This is a genomic window from Ruegeria sp. C6 (assembly GCF_056537625.1).
The window spans coordinates 412,548-431,135 of the sequence record NZ_JBQFRW010000003.1 but is presented as its reverse complement, the minus strand read 5'-3'; the positions used below and the strand labels follow the sequence as shown (position 1 = coordinate 431,135).

Annotated in this window: 20 protein-coding genes; 9 read left to right on the top strand and 11 right to left on the bottom strand. The window is 56.2% G+C overall.

From position 1 onward, the window contains the following. Positions 1–40 precede the first annotated feature (40 nt). From dgcN to ACR0MJ_RS13650, 3 genes are all read left to right on the top strand, one after another. Complete coding sequence (gene dgcN, locus ACR0MJ_RS13660) at positions 41–1,042, top strand: N-acetyltransferase DgcN (RefSeq protein WP_170395572.1); 1,002 nt, start codon at positions 41–43, stop codon at positions 1,040–1,042. 68 nt (positions 1,043–1,110) lie between these two features. After that, on the top strand, positions 1,111–2,076 hold the full coding sequence (dgcA, locus tag ACR0MJ_RS13655; protein WP_170626221.1) for an N-acetyl-D-Glu racemase DgcA: 966 nt from the start codon (positions 1,111–1,113) through the stop codon (positions 2,074–2,076). A 10-nt stretch (positions 2,077–2,086) separates the two neighbouring features. Continuing rightward, a complete protein-coding gene (locus ACR0MJ_RS13650; protein WP_480761331.1) occupies positions 2,087–2,947 on the top strand; it encodes a D-amino-acid transaminase in 861 nt (286 codons plus the stop codon). A gap of 45 nt (positions 2,948–2,992) precedes the next feature. On the opposite strand, the gene ACR0MJ_RS13645 is transcribed toward ACR0MJ_RS13650, so the two are convergent. The 3 genes from ACR0MJ_RS13645 to ACR0MJ_RS13635 form a co-directional block, all read right to left on the bottom strand. Next, entirely contained in the window at positions 2,993–3,307 is a 315-nt protein-coding gene (locus tag ACR0MJ_RS13645; RefSeq protein ID WP_170401979.1) for a DUF1244 domain-containing protein, read from the bottom strand. 114 nt (positions 3,308–3,421) lie between these two features. Next, on the bottom strand, positions 3,422–3,661 hold the full coding sequence (locus ACR0MJ_RS13640; protein ID WP_480761330.1) for a DUF6868 family protein: 240 nt from the start codon (positions 3,659–3,661) through the stop codon (positions 3,422–3,424). A gap of 87 nt (positions 3,662–3,748) precedes the next feature. After that, complete coding sequence (locus ACR0MJ_RS13635) at positions 3,749–4,486, bottom strand: N-formylglutamate amidohydrolase (protein WP_170512699.1); 738 nt, start codon at positions 4,484–4,486, stop codon at positions 3,749–3,751. Positions 4,487–4,604: 118 nt separating this feature from the next. On the opposite strand from ACR0MJ_RS13635, the gene pyk reads away from it, so the two are divergent. The 5 genes from pyk (at position 4,605) to rplT (ending at position 9,058) form a co-directional block, all read left to right on the top strand. After that, positions 4,605–6,050: a pyruvate kinase gene (gene pyk, locus ACR0MJ_RS13630; RefSeq protein ID WP_170395584.1), complete on the top strand. Its 1,446-nt coding sequence runs from the start codon at positions 4,605–4,607 to the stop codon at positions 6,048–6,050. A 243-nt stretch (positions 6,051–6,293) separates the two neighbouring features. Then, positions 6,294–6,731 carry a universal stress protein gene (locus ACR0MJ_RS13625; protein WP_170395586.1) on the top strand — a complete coding sequence of 146 codons (438 nt, stop codon included), beginning with the start codon at positions 6,294–6,296 and terminating at the stop codon, positions 6,729–6,731. A 14-nt stretch (positions 6,732–6,745) separates the two neighbouring features. After that, positions 6,746–8,296, top strand: coding sequence for an alanine/glycine:cation symporter family protein (locus tag ACR0MJ_RS13620; RefSeq protein WP_170395588.1), 1,551 nt, complete (start codon positions 6,746–6,748; stop codon positions 8,294–8,296). Positions 8,297–8,477: 181 nt separating this feature from the next. Then, positions 8,478–8,678 (top strand): 50S ribosomal protein L35, encoded by a 201-nt coding sequence (gene rpmI / locus ACR0MJ_RS13615; protein WP_010443552.1) that lies wholly within the window; start codon positions 8,478–8,480, stop codon positions 8,676–8,678. A gap of 14 nt (positions 8,679–8,692) precedes the next feature. Continuing rightward, complete coding sequence (rplT, locus tag ACR0MJ_RS13610) at positions 8,693–9,058, top strand: 50S ribosomal protein L20 (protein WP_008756009.1); 366 nt, start codon at positions 8,693–8,695, stop codon at positions 9,056–9,058. Between the two features lie 925 nt (positions 9,059–9,983). Here the strand turns inward: rplT and ACR0MJ_RS13605 are convergent. The 8 genes from ACR0MJ_RS13605 to ACR0MJ_RS13570 form a co-directional block, all read right to left on the bottom strand. Further along, complete coding sequence (locus tag ACR0MJ_RS13605; protein WP_170401969.1) at positions 9,984–11,081, bottom strand: M56 family metallopeptidase; 1,098 nt, start codon at positions 11,079–11,081, stop codon at positions 9,984–9,986. After that, on the bottom strand, positions 11,068–11,463 hold the full coding sequence (locus ACR0MJ_RS13600) for a BlaI/MecI/CopY family transcriptional regulator (RefSeq protein ID WP_008759241.1): 396 nt from the start codon (positions 11,461–11,463) through the stop codon (positions 11,068–11,070). The genes ACR0MJ_RS13605 and ACR0MJ_RS13600 overlap by 14 nt, the downstream gene beginning before the upstream one ends. A 66-nt stretch (positions 11,464–11,529) precedes the next feature. After that, entirely contained in the window at positions 11,530–11,931 is a 402-nt protein-coding gene (locus ACR0MJ_RS13595) for a DUF2160 domain-containing protein (RefSeq protein ID WP_170401966.1), read from the bottom strand. A gap of 8 nt (positions 11,932–11,939) precedes the next feature. Next, positions 11,940–12,737, bottom strand: coding sequence for a carbohydrate ABC transporter permease (locus ACR0MJ_RS13590; RefSeq protein ID WP_058280831.1), 798 nt, complete (start codon positions 12,735–12,737; stop codon positions 11,940–11,942). Next, entirely contained in the window at positions 12,734–13,597 is an 864-nt protein-coding gene (locus ACR0MJ_RS13585) for a carbohydrate ABC transporter permease (protein ID WP_480761328.1), read from the bottom strand. Before ACR0MJ_RS13585 ends, ACR0MJ_RS13590 begins: the two co-directional genes overlap by 4 nt. Further along, the gene (locus tag ACR0MJ_RS13580) at positions 13,594–14,670 is read right to left on the bottom strand and encodes an ABC transporter ATP-binding protein (RefSeq protein ID WP_170401961.1); all 1,077 of its coding nucleotides are present in this window, start codon (positions 14,668–14,670) and stop codon (positions 13,594–13,596) included. The genes ACR0MJ_RS13585 and ACR0MJ_RS13580 overlap by 4 nt, the downstream gene beginning before the upstream one ends. Position 14,671: 1 nt before the next feature. Next, on the bottom strand, positions 14,672–15,721 hold the full coding sequence (locus ACR0MJ_RS13575; RefSeq protein WP_170512585.1) for an ABC transporter ATP-binding protein: 1,050 nt from the start codon (positions 15,719–15,721) through the stop codon (positions 14,672–14,674). Positions 15,722–15,802: 81 nt separating this feature from the next. Beyond that, complete coding sequence (locus tag ACR0MJ_RS13570) at positions 15,803–17,542, bottom strand: ABC transporter substrate-binding protein (protein WP_170392843.1); 1,740 nt, start codon at positions 17,540–17,542, stop codon at positions 15,803–15,805. 398 nt (positions 17,543–17,940) lie between these two features. Here ACR0MJ_RS13570 and ACR0MJ_RS13565 point away from each other — a divergent pair, with 398 nt between their 5' ends. Then, complete coding sequence (locus ACR0MJ_RS13565) at positions 17,941–18,168, top strand: hypothetical protein (protein WP_170401955.1); 228 nt, start codon at positions 17,941–17,943, stop codon at positions 18,166–18,168. Positions 18,169–18,588 lie beyond the last annotated feature (420 nt).

The following is an 18,588-nucleotide window of genomic DNA, read 5'->3' as shown; positions in this document are numbered from 1 at the left end:
GGTTCTCTAGCTTAAGCCAGAATCAAAGGAGTGCACCGCAATGATCGAGACACCGTACCTGTTGTTTTTGGGCGATGCGCCCGACTTGTTGGCGGCCAAAGTGGCCATTGGTATCCGGGACTGGCGTCCTGAGAATGCCGTGGGTCAAATAAGGCTGGATGGTTGCAAGACTGATTTGGGTCTTACCGAAATGACACTTGCCGAAGGTAAAGCTGCTGGTGCCAAGACTCTTGTCATTGGTGTTGCCAACCGGGGTGGGGTCATCAGTGAGGCCTGGAAAGAGGTTCTGATCGCAGCGTTGGAAATGGGTTATGATCTGGCGTCGGGCCTACACAACCTGCTGCGCGACGAAGGCGATCTGGTTGCTGCGGCGCAGACTCACGGCTGCACATTGCACGACGTCCGTGTACCGACCGTAGGATATCCTATCGCAAACGGCCGCAAGCGTACCGGTAAGCGGTGCCTGGCCGTTGGAACCGACTGCTCTGCCGGCAAGATGTACACTGCGATGTCCATGGACGCTGAAATGCGCAAACGCGGCATGAAATCCACCTTCCGGGCCACCGGTCAGACCGGAATTCTGGTCACGGGTCAGGGCGTCCCGCTGGATGCGGTTATCGCCGATTTCATGGCGGGATCCGTTGAGTATTTGACACCAGACAATGATCCGGATCACTGGGATCACATCGAAGGGCAGGGCTCGTTGTTCCATGTGTCCTATTCTGGCGTCACCATGGCGCTGATTCATGGCGGTCAGCCCGACGCGCTGATCTTGTGCCACGAGCCGACCCGGACCCATATGCGAGGATTGCCTGAGTATTCGCTGCCGACGCTGGAACAGTTGCGCGACACAGCACTGCCGCTGGCGCGCGTGGCAAACCCAGAGTGTCAGGTTGCAGGAGTGTCGATCAACACCCAGCATCTGAGCGAAGACGACGCACACGCATACATCGCCAAGGTTGAGACCGAGATGGGTATCCCAGCAACCGATCCTTACCGGTTTGGTGCCGGTAAACTGGTGGATGCGCTGGCCGCACTGTGATCTAAGCAGGTTGCCGATCGCCCCTTGCTGTCGGCAACAGACACCACTTTCGATGAAAGGTTGAACGCGTGCAGATTGACGTTTCCCGCGATGTATTTCGGCTGGCGCAGGTATTCACTATCTCGCGCGGCTCACGGACCGAGGCAAAGGTCCTGACGGTTCGGATCTCGGATGGTGTGCATCATGGTTGGGGCGAATGCGTGCCCTATGCGCGCTATGACGAAACGCTGGATTCAGTCGAGGCCGAGATTGCCGGCCTGCCCGACGTATTCTCTCGCTATTCCCTGATGGATCTGCTGCCTGCCGGCGCGGCTCGGAATGCATTGGATTGTGCGCTTTGGGACCTTGAGGCGAAACGCTCCGGCAAACGGGCGTGGGAGCTGGCGGAACTTGCCGCACCGGGGCCTGAAGTTACGGCCTATACTCTTTCCCTGGACACTCCCGAGGCAATGCAGGCACAGGCGGCAGAAAATGCGTTCCGACCCTTGTTGAAGATCAAACTTGGTACACCGGACGACATGCCCCGGCTTGAGGCTGTGCGGGCTGGTGCGCCGGACTCCAAAATCATTATCGACGCCAATGAAGGTTGGTCTGCTGAAGTGTACGCCGATCTTGCGCCGCATCTTGTGCGACTGGGCGTTGCTCTGGTTGAACAACCTCTGCCAGCCGGTGAGGATGATGCACTGATCGGCATGGATCGTCCGGTGCCGGTATGTGCCGACGAATCCTGTCACGATCGGGCCAGCTTGCCTGCGCTAAAAGGCAAATATGATGTGGTGAACATCAAACTCGACAAGACCGGCGGTCTGACCGAGGCGCTGGAGCTGCGCAAGGCCGCGCTGGCCGAGGGCTATGGCATCATGGTCGGATGCATGGTTGGAAGTTCGCTGGCCATGGCACCTGCAACGCTGGTGGCGCAGGGCGCGATGGTGACGGACCTTGACGGACCGCTTTTGTTGGCAGAAGACCGCGACACACCCCTGATTTTTGATGACGCCGGAGTGCATCCGCCCAAAGCGGCACTTTGGGGCTGAGGAGAAGAACATGACCCGCACCGTTTATGTGAATGGCGAATACCTGCCTGAAACCGAGGCAAGCGTCTCGATCTTTGATCGAGGTTTCCTGTTTGCAGACGCCGTCTACGAAGTGACCAGTGTGCTGGATGGTAAGCTGGTCGATTTCGAAGGCCACGCGGTGCGGCTGAAACGCTCGCTGGACGAGTTACAGATGGCTAAACCCTGCAGCAAAGAAGAACTTCTGGAAATCCATCGCAAACTGGTCGAGCTGAACGACATCGAAGAAGGTCTGATCTATCTACAGGTTTCGCGCGGCAGTGACGGCGACCGGGATTTTGTGTTTCCGTCAGCGGATACCAAGCCTACGCTTGTTCTGTTCACGCAGAATAAGCCAGGTCTGGCCGACAGCCCCGCGTCGAAGAAAGGGGCCAAGGTTATTTCGATCGACGACATCCGATGGGGCCGACGCGATATCAAAACCGTACAGTTGCTGTATCCGTCCATGGGCAAGATGATGGCGAAAGCGGCTGGCTGTGACGATGCCTGGTTGGTTGAAGACGGCTATGTCACCGAAGGCACCAGCAACAACGCCTATTTCGTCAAGAACGGCAAGATCGTCACCCGCCCGCTGTCCAACGACATTCTGCACGGCATCACCCGCAAGGCGGTTCTGCGCATGGCAGCCGAGGCGCAGATGGAGATTGAGGAGCGCCTGTTCACCATCGACGAGGCGAAAGAGGCGGATGAGGCCTTCACCACTTCGGCCAGCGCTTTTGTCATGCCGGTGGTTGAGATTGATGGCGTGGCACTGGGTGATGGTACGCCGGGCCCGATTGCCAAACGCCTTCGCGAGATCTATCTGGACGAAAGCCGAAAGGCTGCAATCTAAACCAAATGCCCGCCAGTATGGCGGGCATTTTTCGTTTTCGGGGCGTCAGCCTTTTTTTGTGACGTTCTCTTCAAACGCGACCTTGAAGGCGGCTTGTTTCTCGGCGTTCGCTTCGGTCTGGTAGTTGGCCTTCCACTCATCCATGGTCATGCCATAGAAAATCTCGCGCGCTTCGTTTTTGTCCATGTTGATGCCCTTGGCATTGGCTGCTTCCTGATACCAGCGCGACAGGCAATTGCGGCAGAACCCGGTCAGATTCATCATATCGATGTTCTGTACGTCGGTGCGATCCTGCATCAGATGCTGCTGCAAACGGCGAAACGCTGCGGCCTGAAGTTCGATTTCAGTTTGCTTGTCCATTGTCGGGCTCCGAATGATTGTCTTGCGATCTGGACCTGACCTAGCAATCCGTGAGCCATGTTACAACGAACAGGAGGGGCCCTAAGGTCCCTTGGAACGTCAGGTTTGGATGCTCTATGCCAGTTTGAGGGCCAGCCACGGCACAAGGCAAAAAATGATTGTCAGGATCTTGTAGTTCGCAAGATATCTGAAATAGGCCCTCTTTACGTCGGCCCGCTCCATTTGGAAGATTCTGCCATGCACGCCTGCAATCCAGTCCTGCATGATGAGGATCATAAGTGTGCTGAACAACAAAACAGCGATGTTAAGGGCGGTCATCCAGCCGAAGACAGTTGTCAGGAATTCCTGAGTCATGGTCGTCTCCTTTCCCTTAATATATGGGTGTCAGTACATTGGCTCACAATATTTCGAGGATCGGAAGCGGCATGAAGTGACCTTACGTCATAGTCCGCTATCGTTCAGTGCATCCTGCAGAATAACGGCCAATCGTTCGGCCCAGCTGCGTTGCCCGTCATGATCCGCAATCAGATCATTACGCAGCTCGATCAGTGCATTAGGACGGCCGAAACTGCTGCAATGCTTGTCGATCGCATCGCCGGGTAGCACACCTGTATAGGGTTCATTTACCCCAACGCACAGATCATCCTCGGCGTTCAACCGGTTGATCAGCGGGCGCGAGAACCGCTCATCCGGTGTGTGCAAGACGCCGATGTGCCACGGCCGAGGATCGCGGCCACGGAGCTGGCGCGTAAAGGAATGCATCGAGATGATGACCGCATGCGGCAGGGCTGCAAGCTCTGCCAGCGCATCGTGATAGGGCCGGTAGCACATGGTCAGACGACGCTCACGCTCGGTCGCATCTGCGTGTCGGTTACCGGGGATGATCGAGCCGTCATAGAGCTTCATCAACAGCGTCGGATCGTCCTCGCCCCGGTTGGGGTCAATCACGAGGCGCGAGAAGTTGGCTGCGATTACGGGGGCGTTCAGAACCTCACCCAGATGCTTTGAGACCTCGTAGGCGCCCACGTCATAAGCGATATGGCGTTCCATATCTTCGCGCGGCAGGCCCAGGTCTCCGCCGCTGATTTCGGGCGGCACCATGTTGGTTGCATGGTCGCAAGTAATCAGCCAACGCGACGGGCGATCCGCGCCGTGAACAAAAAACGGAGAGTATGTCATGAGCCTGTCATCTTGTTTGTCGCAGGTGTAGGACAGTTGCGTTGGAAAGGGAATTGCGCAATAAGCAGCCTGAGCAATGTTTGCGGTAACATTTACGCGTTTGAGGAGAGCCTGATCAATGCGACGCCTGAGAAATGTGAAAATCGTGGCGACGCTGGGACCGGCGTCCAATGACTATGACACCATCCGTGCGCTGCATGAGGCCGGGGCCGATGTATTCCGGCTGAACATGAGCCATGGCAGCCACGATGAGATTCGCGAGAGGCACCGTATAATCCGGCAGATCGAAAAGGATCTGGAAAGCCCGATCGCGATTCTGGCTGATCTGCAGGGGCCAAAGCTGCGCGTTGGCGTGTTTGCAAATGATGCGGAAGAACTGGAGGAGGGCGCCGCATTCCGTCTGGATCTTGATCCGGCAGCCGGGGATATCACCCGGGTCTGCCTGCCACATCCCGAAATTTTTGCCGCATTGGAGCCAGGTGCGCGCCTACTGGTCAATGACGGAAAGATTCGTCTGATCGTGCAGGATTGCGGTCAGGATTTTGCACATTGCACGGTCGAAGTCGGTGGCACGATTTCGAACCGCAAGGGTGTGAACGTGCCTGACGTGGTGCTGCCATTGGCAGCGCTGTCGGCCAAGGATCGCGACGATCTAGAATTTGTCTGCCAACTGGGTGTGGACTGGTTGGCGCTGAGCTTCGTTCAGCGTGCCAAGGATGTGTTCGAGGCGCGCGCACTGGCGGATGGCCGAGCATCGATCTTGTCCAAGATCGAAAAACCTGCTGCGGTCGAAGCTTTTGACGATATCCTTGACGCCTCAGACGGGATCATGGTTGCGCGGGGTGATCTGGGCGTCGAACTGCCTGTTTCGGCAGTCCCCCCGATCCAAAAACGTCTGGTGCGTAAATGCCGTACAGCCGCGAAGCCTGTGATTGTCGCAACCCAGATGCTGGAAAGCATGATCGAAAGCCCAATGCCCACACGGGCCGAGGTTTCGGACGTGGCCACCGCGATCTACGAGGGTACCGATGCAATCATGCTGAGTGCTGAATCGGCTGCTGGTTCTTATCCCATCGAGGCGGTTCAGACGATGAACAAGGTTGCCATCGAAGTTGAAGCTGACCCAACCTACACTCAGATTATTGCCGCGTCGCGTACCGCCAAGGGTACGACCATCGCTGATGGTATCGTGGCTGCGGCACGCGAGATTGCCGAAAAGACTGACATCAAAGCCATCTGCTGCTTCACTCAAAGCGGGACCACCGCCTTGCTCACCGCCCGTGAGCGTCCCGGTGTGCCTATCATCGCAATGACCCCCGCCACTGGCACCGCCCGCAGGCTTTGCCTGAGCTGGGGTTGTCATTGCGTCTTAACCCCTGAACAAGAGCGGTTCAAAGGTGCGGTCGTCAGCGCCGCTCGCGCCGCCCGTTCGGGTGGTTTCGCCGCTGAGACTGATCAGATTGTGGTCACCGCCGGCGTCCCTTTCAATGTTCCTGGCACCACCAACATCTTACGTATCGCCCCTTGTGATGAACGGCTGATCTACAACACTGATCCGGGCTAAGCCCGGATCACCACTACTAATTTCAGTTTGATACCAAGCGTATGCCTAATATTTGGGCATATAATAATATTTATTTACAGTGTCTTAGAAGTTTGAGGGTTGTATCCAGCAATAATCTCTCTGTTTTTGCGTGTTTTTTCGGGATACTTGCCCTTAGGGCGGTCTACTCAAGCAAGTTCCAGGTTCCGGCTGCCCTGCCGGGGGCGAGGGCCCCGGCCAAAGCAACAATAACGGAGGAACGGCATGACAACGAAAATTGTCATAGGACTGGACGGGACAGAAACCGGAGAACGCGCGATCGCCTTTGCCAAAGACTTGGCCGGGCGTATCGGTTCATGCGAGCTTCTGGCGGTTTACGTCATCGAATGGTCTCCTTTCACATTCCAGACACCAGAAGAGAACGCCCTGCGGCACAAACGGCGCGAAGAAGAGGTTGCGTTAGCTACGTCACGGATCATCGAGCCAGCGGTCGAAGCGTTGAAGGCTGCAGGATTCGAGGCGCGCGGCATCGTCCGTCACGGAGATGTGGCGGAAACGCTGAATGCAATCACGGTTGAAAACGGTGGCTCCCAGATCGTTGTGGGTCGGGCCTCGGCAGATGGGTTTAAAAAACGCCTGTTTGGCAGTTCGACCCAGAACCTTGTCATGCACGCCGATGTTCCGGTTACGGTCGTGAACTGAGGGGAGAGATTATGATGAATATTCAGAACAAACTGAGTCTGGCAGCACTTGCCGCTCTGGTTGCGAGCCCCGCTGCCGCACAGGAGGCGGTCGGGTTGGACGATAAAATCAACCAGGCCTTTGCTGATTTCACCGGGCCTTTCGTCAGCTTTATTTTTGCCCCGTTTCCGGGCACCGGGTTCCCTTGGATCGTGGGTTGGCTGGTGATCGCCGCGACCGTCTTCACGCTTTATTTTGCCTTTGTACAATTGCGTTTCTTCGGTCATGCGATCAGCCTTGTGAAAGGTGACTATTCTGATCCCAATGATGCGGGTGAAGTTAGCCACTTTCAGGCACTGGCAACGGCGCTGTCCGGTACCGTTGGCCTCGGTAATATTGCTGGTGTTGCGGTCGCCGTCGGTATCGGCGGGCCAGGTGCAACTTTCTGGATGATTGTCGCAGGCCTGTTGGGCATGGCGTCGAAATTCACCGAATGTACGCTGGGTGTAAAGTACCGCAACGAATATGATGACGGCACCGTTTCTGGTGGCCCAATGTATTATATGTCGAAAGGGTTCAACGAACTGGGCCTGCCGGGCGGCAAAATTCTGGCCGTTCTGTTCTCGATCTTCTGCATCCTTGGCGCGCTTGGTGGGGGCAATATGTTCCAGGCCAATCAGGCGCATCAGCAGATCGCAGGCATCGTCGGAGATTACCCGGGCTGGATCACTGGCCTGGTCTTTGCAGGCATCGTCTTTGCAGTGATCGTGGGCGGCCTAAAATCCATCGCGCGCGTGACTGAGAAAGTCGTTCCTTTCATGGGCGTGATGTATGTGGCCGCGGCTCTGGTGATCATCCTGATGAACGCGGATCAGATCGGTTGGGCCTTTGGCCAAATCTTCGCGGGAGCGTTCACCGGTCTTGGTGTCGCTGGCGGTATGGTCGGCGCATTGATCCAGGGCTTCCGGCGTGCGGCGTTCTCGAACGAAGCGGGCGTTGGTTCTGCGGCGATTGCCCACTCGGCGGTTCGCACCAAAGAACCGATCACCGAAGGGTTCGTGTCGCTGCTGGAGCCGTTCATTGATACGGTCGTAATCTGTACCATGACCGCGTTGGTGATCATCATCACCCAGCAGCTGATCGTCGATCCGGAGACCGGAAACTATATGCTGAACGAAGCCGGTAATGCCATCGCAACGGTTGACGGAAACTCGGGTGTCAGCCTGACTTCAGCCGCCTTTGGCAGCGCGTTCAGTTGGTTCCCTTACGTTTTGGCAATCGCAGTAGTTCTGTTTGCCTTCTCGACCATGATCAGCTGGTCCTACTACGGCCTCAAGGCCTGGACCTACCTGTTCGGTGAGGGTCACACCAAGGAACTGGTGTTCAAGGTCATCTTCTGCATCTTCGTAGTCATCGGTGCAGCGGCTAACCTTGGCCCCGTTATCGACTTCTCGGATGCGGCGATCTTTGCCATGGCGGTTGTGAACGTCTTCGCGCTCTACTTCCTGATGAAAGTGGTACGTCAGGAACTGGCATCTTATGCAGAGCGTTTGAAGAGCGGTGAAATCCGCAAATTCGAACATTAATCCAAACCTCCGGGGCGGCGCGCGTCGCCCCGGTGCCTAGCCAGTCTGCAAAAACGCAGATTCTGGCCCAAACCCCCTTGCCAGTATGACCGAACTTGCGTAAACGGCGCTTCTGATCGCGTGACCGGCCGAGATGGCATGCCGAGTCGCGTCTGAAACCGAACCCCGAAAGGAGACGGAAATGCCTAAGATGAAGACAAAGTCGAGCGCCAAAAAGCGCTTTAAGGTGACTGCGACCGGTAAGGTCCTTGCTGGCCAGGCCGGCAAACGGCACGGCATGATCAAGCGGACCAAGAAATTCATCCGCGACGCCCGTGGCAACACCACCCTGTCCGCCCCCGACGCCAAGATCGTCAAGGGCTACATGCCCTACGACCGCTAAGAGGAGATTAAGAGATGTCCCGCGTTAAAGGTGGAACCGTAACTCACGCCCGTCACAAGAAGGTCATCAAGGCTGCCAAAGGTTACTATGGCCGCCGCAAGAGCACCTTCAAGGTTGCCCGTCAGGCCGTAGACAAGGCCAACCAGTACGCAACCCGCGACCGCAAGAACCGCAAGCGCAACTTCCGCGCGCTGTGGATCCAGCGTATCAACGCCGCTGTCCGTTCGCATGACGAGGCACTGACATATTCCCGCTTCATTAACGGCCTGAACCTGGCCGGTATCGAAGTGGACCGCAAAGTTCTGGCCGACTTGGCTGTGCACGAACCGGAAGCGTTCGGCGCGATCGTCGCCAAAGCACAGGCCGCGCTGGCTGCCTGAACCTCTTTCGAGAGACAGTGAATGAAAGGCTGTCCCAGTTGGGACGGTCTTTTCTTGTTTTCAGAATGGGTGTCAAGTTCGTTAGCATGCGAGGTTTAGCTTTCCAGGGCGACGATATAGATACCCCAAATGGCTGATCGCTGACCCCGCCTACAATGGCAACGGCGGTAGGATGCGATACCTTCGTTAGGTTCCAATTAGGCGCTGTGACTACTTGACTGCTTCGCTCCCAAAATCAGATGAGATGCGAAAATGTGCAGTGAAGAAAGAACAACCTGGCCGTAATCGATTTGTATATGACCGGCTTCAATTGAGGCGATAAGGCACTTCTGATGATGGCATTCCATCCGTGATTTGTGCAGTCAGGGCTGATAGAAGGCGAACTTCAATGGAACAGCGCTGAGAAGTTCGCGGGTTTCTGAGTAGAAGCTGCTTCGCATCCCAAGGGTTCAGCCCCGACAGGCAAATCAAATCATCGAATGTTTCCGGCGCAACTGCGGGCGCGGTTGTCCACGATCAATTGGGACAACAAAGGTTTACAACACACTCACTATGCTGAATGACCGAGTACGCTGGCAGATCGTCTTCGGGGCGTTTCAATGGCTCGCATAGCGGATAAGAAGGCGTTGAAAGGGCTCTCTGCCAAACTTGGAACGTTCACAGCACCGAAGTATAACCAGACCTTGATTTAGAAATGGCGATGCTGCGTTGTAGCAGGTTGGAATGGCATAAATTGCTATCGAATCGTTCTCGGTCGATCAATATCGAGCAACGCGGACGCCAGCGTTAAAGCCGCTGACAGCGATACCTCAAAACCAGACTTATTGAAAATCAGCAGCACTTTAGCGCAGAATCTGTGACTAACTTGCTAGCAGTAACCGCAAGTGTAACCCCCCAGCCCGCATTGGACATACACTACGGCCAGTTAATTCCCCTGATTACGAGCTTCCAGCCGTTCAAGGTTTACAACCGTCGAAAGCATAAGACGATCATGGCTCCAATCCTGAGTTTGACGAACCGAGGCCGAACCAATTGCAAGCACAACAACAAGGGAAAGCGCCGACCCAACGAAAATAGCCGACAATTGGGTCGTCGTCACTGGTGCATCGGTCAGGGCGATCACACGCTGTCGCAGAACATGCTTTGCTTTCGGCCCGTTAACCAAGGCCACATGAAGAATGCGAGGGCTTTTTAGCTTAACCGATCGTGTGCAGTAGTCCAGTAAACAGGCGGTATAGTCGGTCGCGTCAATCCCTTTACGCGAGACGACAGACTGATCGCAGGCCAATTCGCGAAGCCGGTCAAACTGATGCTTCATAGCCAGATAGGCCGGGTTCCAGAACAGCAACGGGCGTAAAAGCTCGAAACCCAGTTCCCATTCCACGTCCAATGCGCGGATGTGCTGAAACTCGTGCGCCAGAGCAAAGCGCAGATCGCGTGGCGAGTTCAGTAGATGGCTGGGCAAAACAACGTGGCGGCGACGAAGGCCGCGTACTGCAAAGGGTACGGTCACGCGATCCGAAAGACGAATGTCCACTTTGGCCGATTGTCGCCATAGAAAGCTGGAGCTTACAGCGTTGCGAATTGCAAGCGCGTTGAGGGCAACCCGAATTGCCAGAACAGCCGCCACCAAAACCAGTGTAATCAACGCACAAGTCACAAAAACAGAGCCGCCTGACATGACATGATCAACCCAGCGTTCGCGCGTGTTCAGAAGGGTTTCGAACTGCGCAGCCGGCATTGCGATTTCGCCGCGCAAATAGGCTGCCACTGCGATATCCCCCAGCGCAACAACCCGTCCGGGCCATACCTGAGCAACAAAACCCGAAACACCCATCGCCAGAACCGGGCTGAGCATAACGCCGATGCAGAGTATCTTGAGCGAACGAAGCTGAGCAACAAAGCCGTACCGCATGGGCGTCAGCGCAAGGCCTCCGCGCACGGCCAGCCAGATCAGCGCCGACAATCCAAGCACTATGTTGAACTCGAGAAACGCATCGAGAACCGGTTTAACCGCTGTCATTTTGCAGTCTCCTCTCTACCAGTGCTCGAATCTCCTCTAGATCATCTTCTGTCAGCCCCTCATCATCGACCAGCCTTGCCACCAGAGTTGCGGGCGTGTCGTCAAACAGGGTCCGGGACAAATTCTGCAACGACCGCGACTGATACCTGTCCTTCTCCAGAAGGGGTCTGTAGATCAGCGACTTGCCGTTCTTCTCGCTTTCGACAAAGCCCTTTTCATCAAGAATACGCAAAATTGTGGCTCCGGAAGTGTAGGCCAGATTGCGATCAGGTGGCAGGCGATCAAGGACTTCACGGACCGAGCCCTGACCAAGCGCCCAGAGTTCGTTCATGAACTCAAGTTCCACGTCGGTCAGAAGATTTGTTGTCTTTTTCTTTCGCATCGATCTCGGTGTCGCCATTATTTAGTATGCCTGACAGACAAGCATCCTTTCGCTGTTTCTCAAAGCTTAAACTTTCCAGAAGACGAAGACGCCCCAACCGATGGACAGGAAAAGAGGCGTCCATACAGGTTGGCCTACCAGCCCAAGCCAGGCAAGGAAGATATAGGTCGAGCCGAGCAGTGTTATGAACAACCGATCGCCCAACGTGGTTGTCAGACCAAGTACACCGCGACGTTCAAGGCCGTCGCGGAATTTGAACCCTTCCAATAGTCCAATTAGTGCGATGGCCGCGAAGATACCCACGAACACCGCCAGCGTCGCCGGGGTCCAGGCCATCCAGAAATCAGGCCAAAGAGGGGCGGTCCACGAGAATCCCTTTTCCTCTTGCTGGCCAACATTGCCCCATCCGGCTTGCTGGGCGAATGCCATCGAAGGCAGGAAGGGGAGGGTGAGAAGAAGTCTACGCATATCGAACCTCACACACGGCCCATCGCGAAACCGCGCGCGATGTAGTTGCGGACAAACCAGATGACAATGGCACCAGGGATAATGGTCAGTGTTCCCGCGGCTGCCAGCAGACCCAACTCATACCCCGCGCTGGAGGCGGTGCGGGTCATCACGGCGGCGATGGGCTTGGCCTCGACCGCGGTGAGGGTCTTGGCCAGCAGCATCTCGACCCATGAAAACATGAAGCAGAAGAAGGCCGCGACGCCGACACCCGCTTTGATGTTGGGCAGGAAGATCGTCACGAAGAAGCGTGGGAAAGAATAGCCGTCGACATAGGCTGTCTCATCCAATTCTTTCGGGATGCCGCGCATGAAGCCTTCGAGAATCCAGACCGCCAGCGGCACGTTGAACAGCGTGTGCGCGAGCGCCACGGCCAGATAGGTGTCGAACAGGTGGATTGACGAATAGAGCTGGAAGAAGGGCAGCGCGAACACCGCCGCTGGCGCCATCCGGTTGGTCAGCAGCCAGAAGAATAACTGCTTGTCGCCCAGAAACCGATAGCGCGAGAACGCATAGGCCGCTGGCAGCGCTACACAGACCGACAGCACCGTGTTGATCGTCACGTAGATTATCGAGTTGATATAGCCCCAATACCACGTCGGATCGGTGAAGATGGTAATGTAGTTCTCCAGCGTGAAGGTCTGGGGGAACAGGGAAAAGCCCGACAGGATCTCGTTCGTGGTCTTGAAGGACATCGCCACCAGCCAATAGATCGGCAGCATCAGGAACGCGATATAGAGGATCGGGATAAGGGACCGCTTTTTCATTGCGCGTCATCCTTTGTCATCAGAGTGTAGAAGACCCAGCTGACCAGCAGCGTGATGGCGAAGTAGATCAGGCTCATCGCGGCCGCAGGGCCAAGGTCGAACTGTCCCAGCGCGATCTTCACAAGGTCGATCGACAGTAAAGTGGTTGAGTTGCCGGGGCCACCGCCGGTCAGAACGAAAGGCTCGGTATAGATGTTGAAACTGTCCATAAAGCGCAGCAGAACGGCGATGGTTAGGACAGTCTTCATCTTGGGCAGCTGGATATAGCGAAACACTGACCACGGGCTGGCACCGTCGATCTTAGCGGCCTGATAATAGGCATCCGGGATCGACACGAGGCCCGCATAACACAGCAGCACAACCAGCGACGTCCAGTGCCAGACATCCATGACGATCACGGTGATCCAGGCCGACAGTGGCTGTTGTGTCATGTCATAGTTGATGCCCAGGACGTCATTCAGGAAGTAGCCCAGCAGGCCGATCTTGGGCAGAGTAAAGATATTCCACATCGAGCCGACCACATTCCACGGGATCAGCATCGGCAGGGCCATCAGGACCAGACAGACCGGCACCCAGAACCCTTTGCGCGGCATGGAAAGCGCCACGATGATACCAAGCGGCACCTCGATCAGCAGGATCAGAAAGGTGAACAGGAACTGCCGTCCCAGAGCTGCCTGAAACCGGTCGGAACGCAGGATCTGTTCGAACCAGCCCAGTCCTTCCCAGAAGAACTGGTTGTTACCGAAGGTCTCCTGCACCGAATAGTTGACCACCGTCATCATCGGCACCAGCGCATTAAACGCGACCAGCGCCAGCACCGGCAGGACAAAGAACCACGCTTTTGGGTTTTCCGTTCTCATTGCGTCCGCTCCTCGGTTGCGATCCAGCCGTCGCGGTAGACGCGAGATTGTTCGGGTTTGAATTGCAGGTACACATGTGAGCCAGGGTTGGGCGCATTGTGTTCTGCTACGGCTTTCACCGGCGTATCACCGACCATGGCACTGACCACATAGTGTCGCCCGATATCTGCGACCTTGGTGACATGGGCAGGGATGCCGGTTTCGCCAAAGCTTATATATTCAGGCCGGATACCCAGATCGGTGCGGCCTCCGTCACCGTGGGTCTGGCCTTCCAGCATCACTTCATGGCCTTCGAACAGGGCCCGATCGCCCTTTGCTTCGCACGGCAGCACATTCATGCCGGGTGAGCCGATGAAATGGCCGACAAATGTGTGCTGAGGGCGTTCGAACAGTTCCACAGGGGTGCCGATCTGCACGACTTCGCCTTCCTGCATCACGACTACTTCGTCCGCGAAGGTCAGCGCCTCGGTCTGGTCGTGCGTGACGTAGATCATCGTGGCTTTGACGCGCTGGTGCAGCTCTTTCAGCTTGGACCGCAGTTTCCATTTCAGATGTGGGTCGATAACAGTCAGCGGCTCATCGAACATCACCGCGTTCACGTCGTCGCGCACCAACCCACGACCCATCGAGATTTTCTGTTTGTTGTCCGGGCTCAGACCTGAGGCCCGGGTATTCAACATATCCGTAACGTCCAGCATTTCTGCAATCTCATCGACGCGACGTTTGATCGTTGCCGGGTCAACCCCCCGGTTCTTCAACGGGAAGGCCAGATTTTCGCCCACAGTCATCGTGTCGTAGATCACCGGGAACTGGAACACCTGCGCAATGTTGCGTTGATCTGGGGGCAAGGCAGTAACGTTCTGACCATCGAACAGAATCTGTCCCTCGGAAGGCGTCAGCAACCCCGAGATGATGTTCAGCAGCGTTGACTTGCCGCATCCTGATGGTCCCAGCAGCGCATAGGCCCCGCCGTCGCGCCAGGTGACGTCGATTTCCTTCAGGGCGTAATCCTGTGGCCCCTTGGGATTGGGGAAATAGCTGTGTCGCAGGTTTGCAAGCTTGATCTGTGCCATGTCAGGCTATCCTTTTGCCGTCTTGGCCGAAATACCGGCAATGGGCCGGGTTCATGTAGAAGCTGTGGTCTTCACCCACCTGATAGGGATGGACACCCGAGGCCAGGGATACCCACGCCTCATCCCCATGTTGGAAGTGCGCGCTGGAATCCGAGCCCGAAAGCTCGGTCACGATGACCCGCCCGGTCAGCTCCACGTCGGCGTCGGAAGAGCGGAACGGGGTCACCCGGTGAGGACGCACGGCGACCAAGTAGTCACCATCGGCTATATCGGTGACTTTCCAGCCTCCACCGCCGACCAATTGCGCCTGCGCATCAGACACAGTGATGCGCGCCACGTTGATGGGCGGGTCAGAGAACACACGAGCTGCAGAGATGTTCTCGGGGTTGCGATAGATATCTGAGGTGGGGCCAAATTGGGTGACGCGCCCGTCCTCCATCAAAGCGGTGTAGCCGCCAAGCATCAACGCCTCTTCCGGTTCCGAGGTGGCATAGACGACTACGGCCCCGCGCCCGGCGAACAAGTCGGGCAGTTGTTCACGCAGTTCTTCACGCAGCTTGTAATCGAGGTTGGCCAGAGGTTCGTCAAGAAACACTGCACGGCTTTCCTTTGCAATCGCGCGGGCCAGCGCGGTACGCTGCTGCTGGCCACCTGACAACTCATGCGGACGGCGCTGTAGCATTGGGCGCAACTGCAGCAAGTCGGCGGCCTCTTCGACGCGGCCTTCGATTTCGGATTTTGCCATCCCCGCCACGCGTAAGGGCGAAGCGATGTTGTCGAAAACGGTCATATGCGGGTAGTTCACGAAGAACTGGTGTACCAAACTGATCTGCCGCTTTTGCGTGTTCAGCTTGGTGACGTCCTGCCCGTCCATCAGAACTTTGCCTGAGGCGATCGGGTCCAGCCCGGCCATCATCTTGATCAGCGAGGTTTTGCCCGACCCCGTCGCGCCCAGCAACACGTTGAAATGGCCAGTCTTGAGCGTCAGGTTCGTAGGCTTGATATGGATGACATTGCCAACCCGTTTGGTGGCGTCTTTAAGTTCGATCATGTCCGTGGGTTCCGGTCCTTCAGTGCGTCGCACTGGCCTTGGGGTGGGGATGCCGCACACGGCACCCCCGGTTTCGTTTGCTTACTGAGACTGCCAGCGCTGAACCAATTCGTCATAGTTGACGGTCTGGCCCTGCGGCTTTTCGTTCTCAAGCTTGGCCTTGGGCGAGCCCGGCTTTTCCAACCAGAAGGCGGCATCCTGCGGCTCGTTCAGACGCGGACCACAGCCACCGTAGACACCGGCGCTTTCGTCAGCGGCCTGCATTCGGGCCATAGTGATGTCCATCTCTTCTGCCAGACGGTCCATCGCCTCTTGCGGGGTGAAGGCGCCCGAGTTCACGTCACCGATCTGCTGCCACCAGATCTGGGCCAGCTTCGGATAGTCCGGCACGTTGATGCCGGTCGGTGACCATGCCACACGGTCGGGTGAGCGGTAGAACTCGACCAGACCACCCAGCTTGGGTGCGCGCTCGGTGAACGACTCGTGGTTGACCGAGCTGTCGCGGATGAAGGTTAGGCCCACATGGGATTTCTTCACGTCGACAGTCTTGGAGGTCACGAATTGGGCATAGAGCCAAGCCGCCTGAGCACGATCTGCAGGCGTCGACTTCAGGAAGGTCCACGACCCCACGTCCTGATAACCAACCTTCTGGCCTTCTTCCCAATAGGGGCCGTGCGGGCTGGGCGCCATCCGCCACAGCGGCGTGCCTTCGTCATCCACGGTGTTGTTGCCTTCGGATTTCGGCTTCACCATGTCTGCGGTGAAGGCGGTGTACCAGAAGATCTGCTGAGCCACGTTGCCTTGGCTTAGCGCTGGCAACGACTGGTAGAAGTCATAAGACGCCGCACCCGGAGGCGCATAAGCCCGCAGCCATTCATCCCACTTGCGGATCGCATAGACCGCAGCCGGGCCGTTCGCAGCACCACCACGCGAAACGGATGCGCCAACAGGGTTACAAGTGCCCGCTTCCATGCGGATGCCCCATTCGTCGACGGGAACGCCGTTCGGTTCACCCACGTCACCGGCGCCGGCCATCGACAGCCAGGCGTCAGTCATGCGCCAGCCGAGGTCAGGCGCGCGCTTACCATAATCCATGTGGCCATAGATCGTGGTGCCATCGACTTCTTTCACGTCATTGGTGAAGAACTCGGCGATGTCTTCGTAGGCCGACCAATTGACCGGAACGCCTAGATCATAGCCGTATTTCTCTTTGAACGCGGCCTTGTTGGCTTCGTCATCGAACCAGTCCTTGCGGAACCAATATAGGTTCGCAAACTGCTGGTCAGGCAATTGATACAGCTTGCCATCAGGGCCGGTGGTGAACTGAATACCCATGAAGTCATCCAGATCCAGCGTTGGCGAGGTTGTCGCCGCCCAATCACCTTCCATCATATCGGTCAGCGGATAGGCCAACTGCAGGCGCGAATGTGTCCCGATCAGGTCGCTGTCGTTGACATAGCCATCATACAGATTCCGTCCGGTTTGTAGCTGAGTCTGTACGGCCTGAACCACTTCGCCTTCGCCGAGAATCTGGTGATTGACCTTGATCCCGGTTATTTCCTCGAACGCCTTGGTCAGAACCTCGGATTCATAGGAATGCGTCGGGATACCCTCGGACAGGACATTGATTTCCATGCCCGAGTACGGTTGTGCAGCTTCGATGAACCACTTCATTTCGGACAACTGTTCATCCTTCGACAAGGTCGATGGCTGGAATTCGTCGTCGATCCAACGTTGTGCTGCGGCTTCGTCGGCCCAAGCAGGACCATGCCCCGCAATGACGGCCGCTGCCGCCACGGCGGAAAGTAGATGTCTCCGCATCTGTCTCCTCCCAAAGATTATGTGATCCGGTGCAGACCGGATGGCAAACAGCATCGGTGATATTCGGCGCTGCTGTCAAACTAAAATTTTAGTAATAAGAGATATCAAATTTAAGCACTTGATAAATAAAAATAATATCTGCTTGCGGCGTGTTGGAAGTAGAAGATACGTTCAAACAAATGGTGTCCGTAGGTGCTGAAAGCATCGCGAAACACCCAATTCTGAAGTGGGCTTAGCGCTTGCTGTTCCAATGCAAATTGGGTGGAACCCAACGCTGAACCAACCATAGCAGCGCTATACCGGATGCACCGGAAAGGCGTGGAAATGAAACTACATCTTGGCGATGAGCCGCCCCAGATTGATCAAATACCTGTTCACAGTGTCATCAAAGTGCGTCAGTGGCTGGTGATGATCGTCGATGGCCAACGTTTTCTGAGATTGTAGAAAAAGAAGGCACCTCCAAACGCCGGGTGCAGGATGTGGTCGATCTGGCCATGCTGGCGCCTGATGCTCTGGATGCCATCGCTTCAGGCGAACAAACTGATGGTCTGACAATGGACTACCAGATCAAGTCGGGATTCCCAGTGATCTGGTCAGATCAACACAAGCGCTTCTCTGCCCTCTGATCTGCCGCCTCTCCGAAACCCACCAAACTCGTACCGTCGGAGTCGCGACCTGGGACTGTGGTCGGAAATCGACCACTGTTGCGCACACGCTCGGGTCTCAGTTGAAATTGCTGGATCTTAAGTCGCTGAAAACACGCTATAATCGGCGTGCAACTTCTCGGTATGTGATTTCCGGGAAAATCATGGCTGGGATGGTAGGATTCGAACCTACGATACACGGTACCAAAACATCAGATAGTCCAACTGATAAAATACAGTAAACCACAACATATTGATTTTCAATGAAGTTACGTGATTCGTTTTGTCAGTATTTGTGACATTGGACAGATTGGACGATGAGATCGGCTAAAATGAAAGAGAATGTGACACGCCTACCCAAATTTGGGCATTTGCCCCGAGCCTGTGCCGTCAGGGTAGTTT

Coding starts and splice junctions, on each gene's coding strand:
- dgcN (WP_170395572.1), top strand. CDS start 41: ATGATCGAGACACCGTACCTGTTGTTTTTGGGCGATGCGCCCGACTTG.
- ACR0MJ_RS13650 (WP_480761331.1), top strand. CDS start 2,087: ATGACCCGCACCGTTTATGTGAATGGCGAATACCTGCCTGAAACCGAG.
- ACR0MJ_RS13645 (WP_170401979.1), bottom strand. CDS start 3,307: ATGGACAAGCAAACTGAAATCGAACTTCAGGCCGCAGCGTTTCGCCGT.
- ACR0MJ_RS13640 (WP_480761330.1), bottom strand. CDS start 3,661: ATGACTCAGGAATTCCTGACAACTGTCTTCGGCTGGATGACCGCCCTT.
- ACR0MJ_RS13635 (WP_170512699.1), bottom strand. CDS start 4,486: ATGACATACTCTCCGTTTTTTGTTCACGGCGCGGATCGCCCGTCGCGT.
- pyk (WP_170395584.1), top strand. CDS start 4,605: ATGCGACGCCTGAGAAATGTGAAAATCGTGGCGACGCTGGGACCGGCG.
- ACR0MJ_RS13625 (WP_170395586.1), top strand. CDS start 6,294: ATGACAACGAAAATTGTCATAGGACTGGACGGGACAGAAACCGGAGAA.
- ACR0MJ_RS13620 (WP_170395588.1), top strand. CDS start 6,746: ATGAATATTCAGAACAAACTGAGTCTGGCAGCACTTGCCGCTCTGGTT.
- rpmI (WP_010443552.1), top strand. CDS start 8,478: ATGCCTAAGATGAAGACAAAGTCGAGCGCCAAAAAGCGCTTTAAGGTG.
- rplT (WP_008756009.1), top strand. CDS start 8,693: ATGTCCCGCGTTAAAGGTGGAACCGTAACTCACGCCCGTCACAAGAAG.
- ACR0MJ_RS13605 (WP_170401969.1), bottom strand. CDS start 11,081: ATGACAGCGGTTAAACCGGTTCTCGATGCGTTTCTCGAGTTCAACATA.
- ACR0MJ_RS13600 (WP_008759241.1), bottom strand. CDS start 11,463: ATGCGAAAGAAAAAGACAACAAATCTTCTGACCGACGTGGAACTTGAG.
- ACR0MJ_RS13595 (WP_170401966.1), bottom strand. CDS start 11,931: ATGCGTAGACTTCTTCTCACCCTCCCCTTCCTGCCTTCGATGGCATTC.
- ACR0MJ_RS13590 (WP_058280831.1), bottom strand. CDS start 12,737: ATGAAAAAGCGGTCCCTTATCCCGATCCTCTATATCGCGTTCCTGATG.
- ACR0MJ_RS13585 (WP_480761328.1), bottom strand. CDS start 13,597: ATGAGAACGGAAAACCCAAAAGCGTGGTTCTTTGTCCTGCCGGTGCTG.
- ACR0MJ_RS13580 (WP_170401961.1), bottom strand. CDS start 14,670: ATGGCACAGATCAAGCTTGCAAACCTGCGACACAGCTATTTCCCCAAT.
- ACR0MJ_RS13575 (WP_170512585.1), bottom strand. CDS start 15,721: ATGATCGAACTTAAAGACGCCACCAAACGGGTTGGCAATGTCATCCAT.
- ACR0MJ_RS13570 (WP_170392843.1), bottom strand. CDS start 17,542: ATGCGGAGACATCTACTTTCCGCCGTGGCGGCAGCGGCCGTCATTGCG.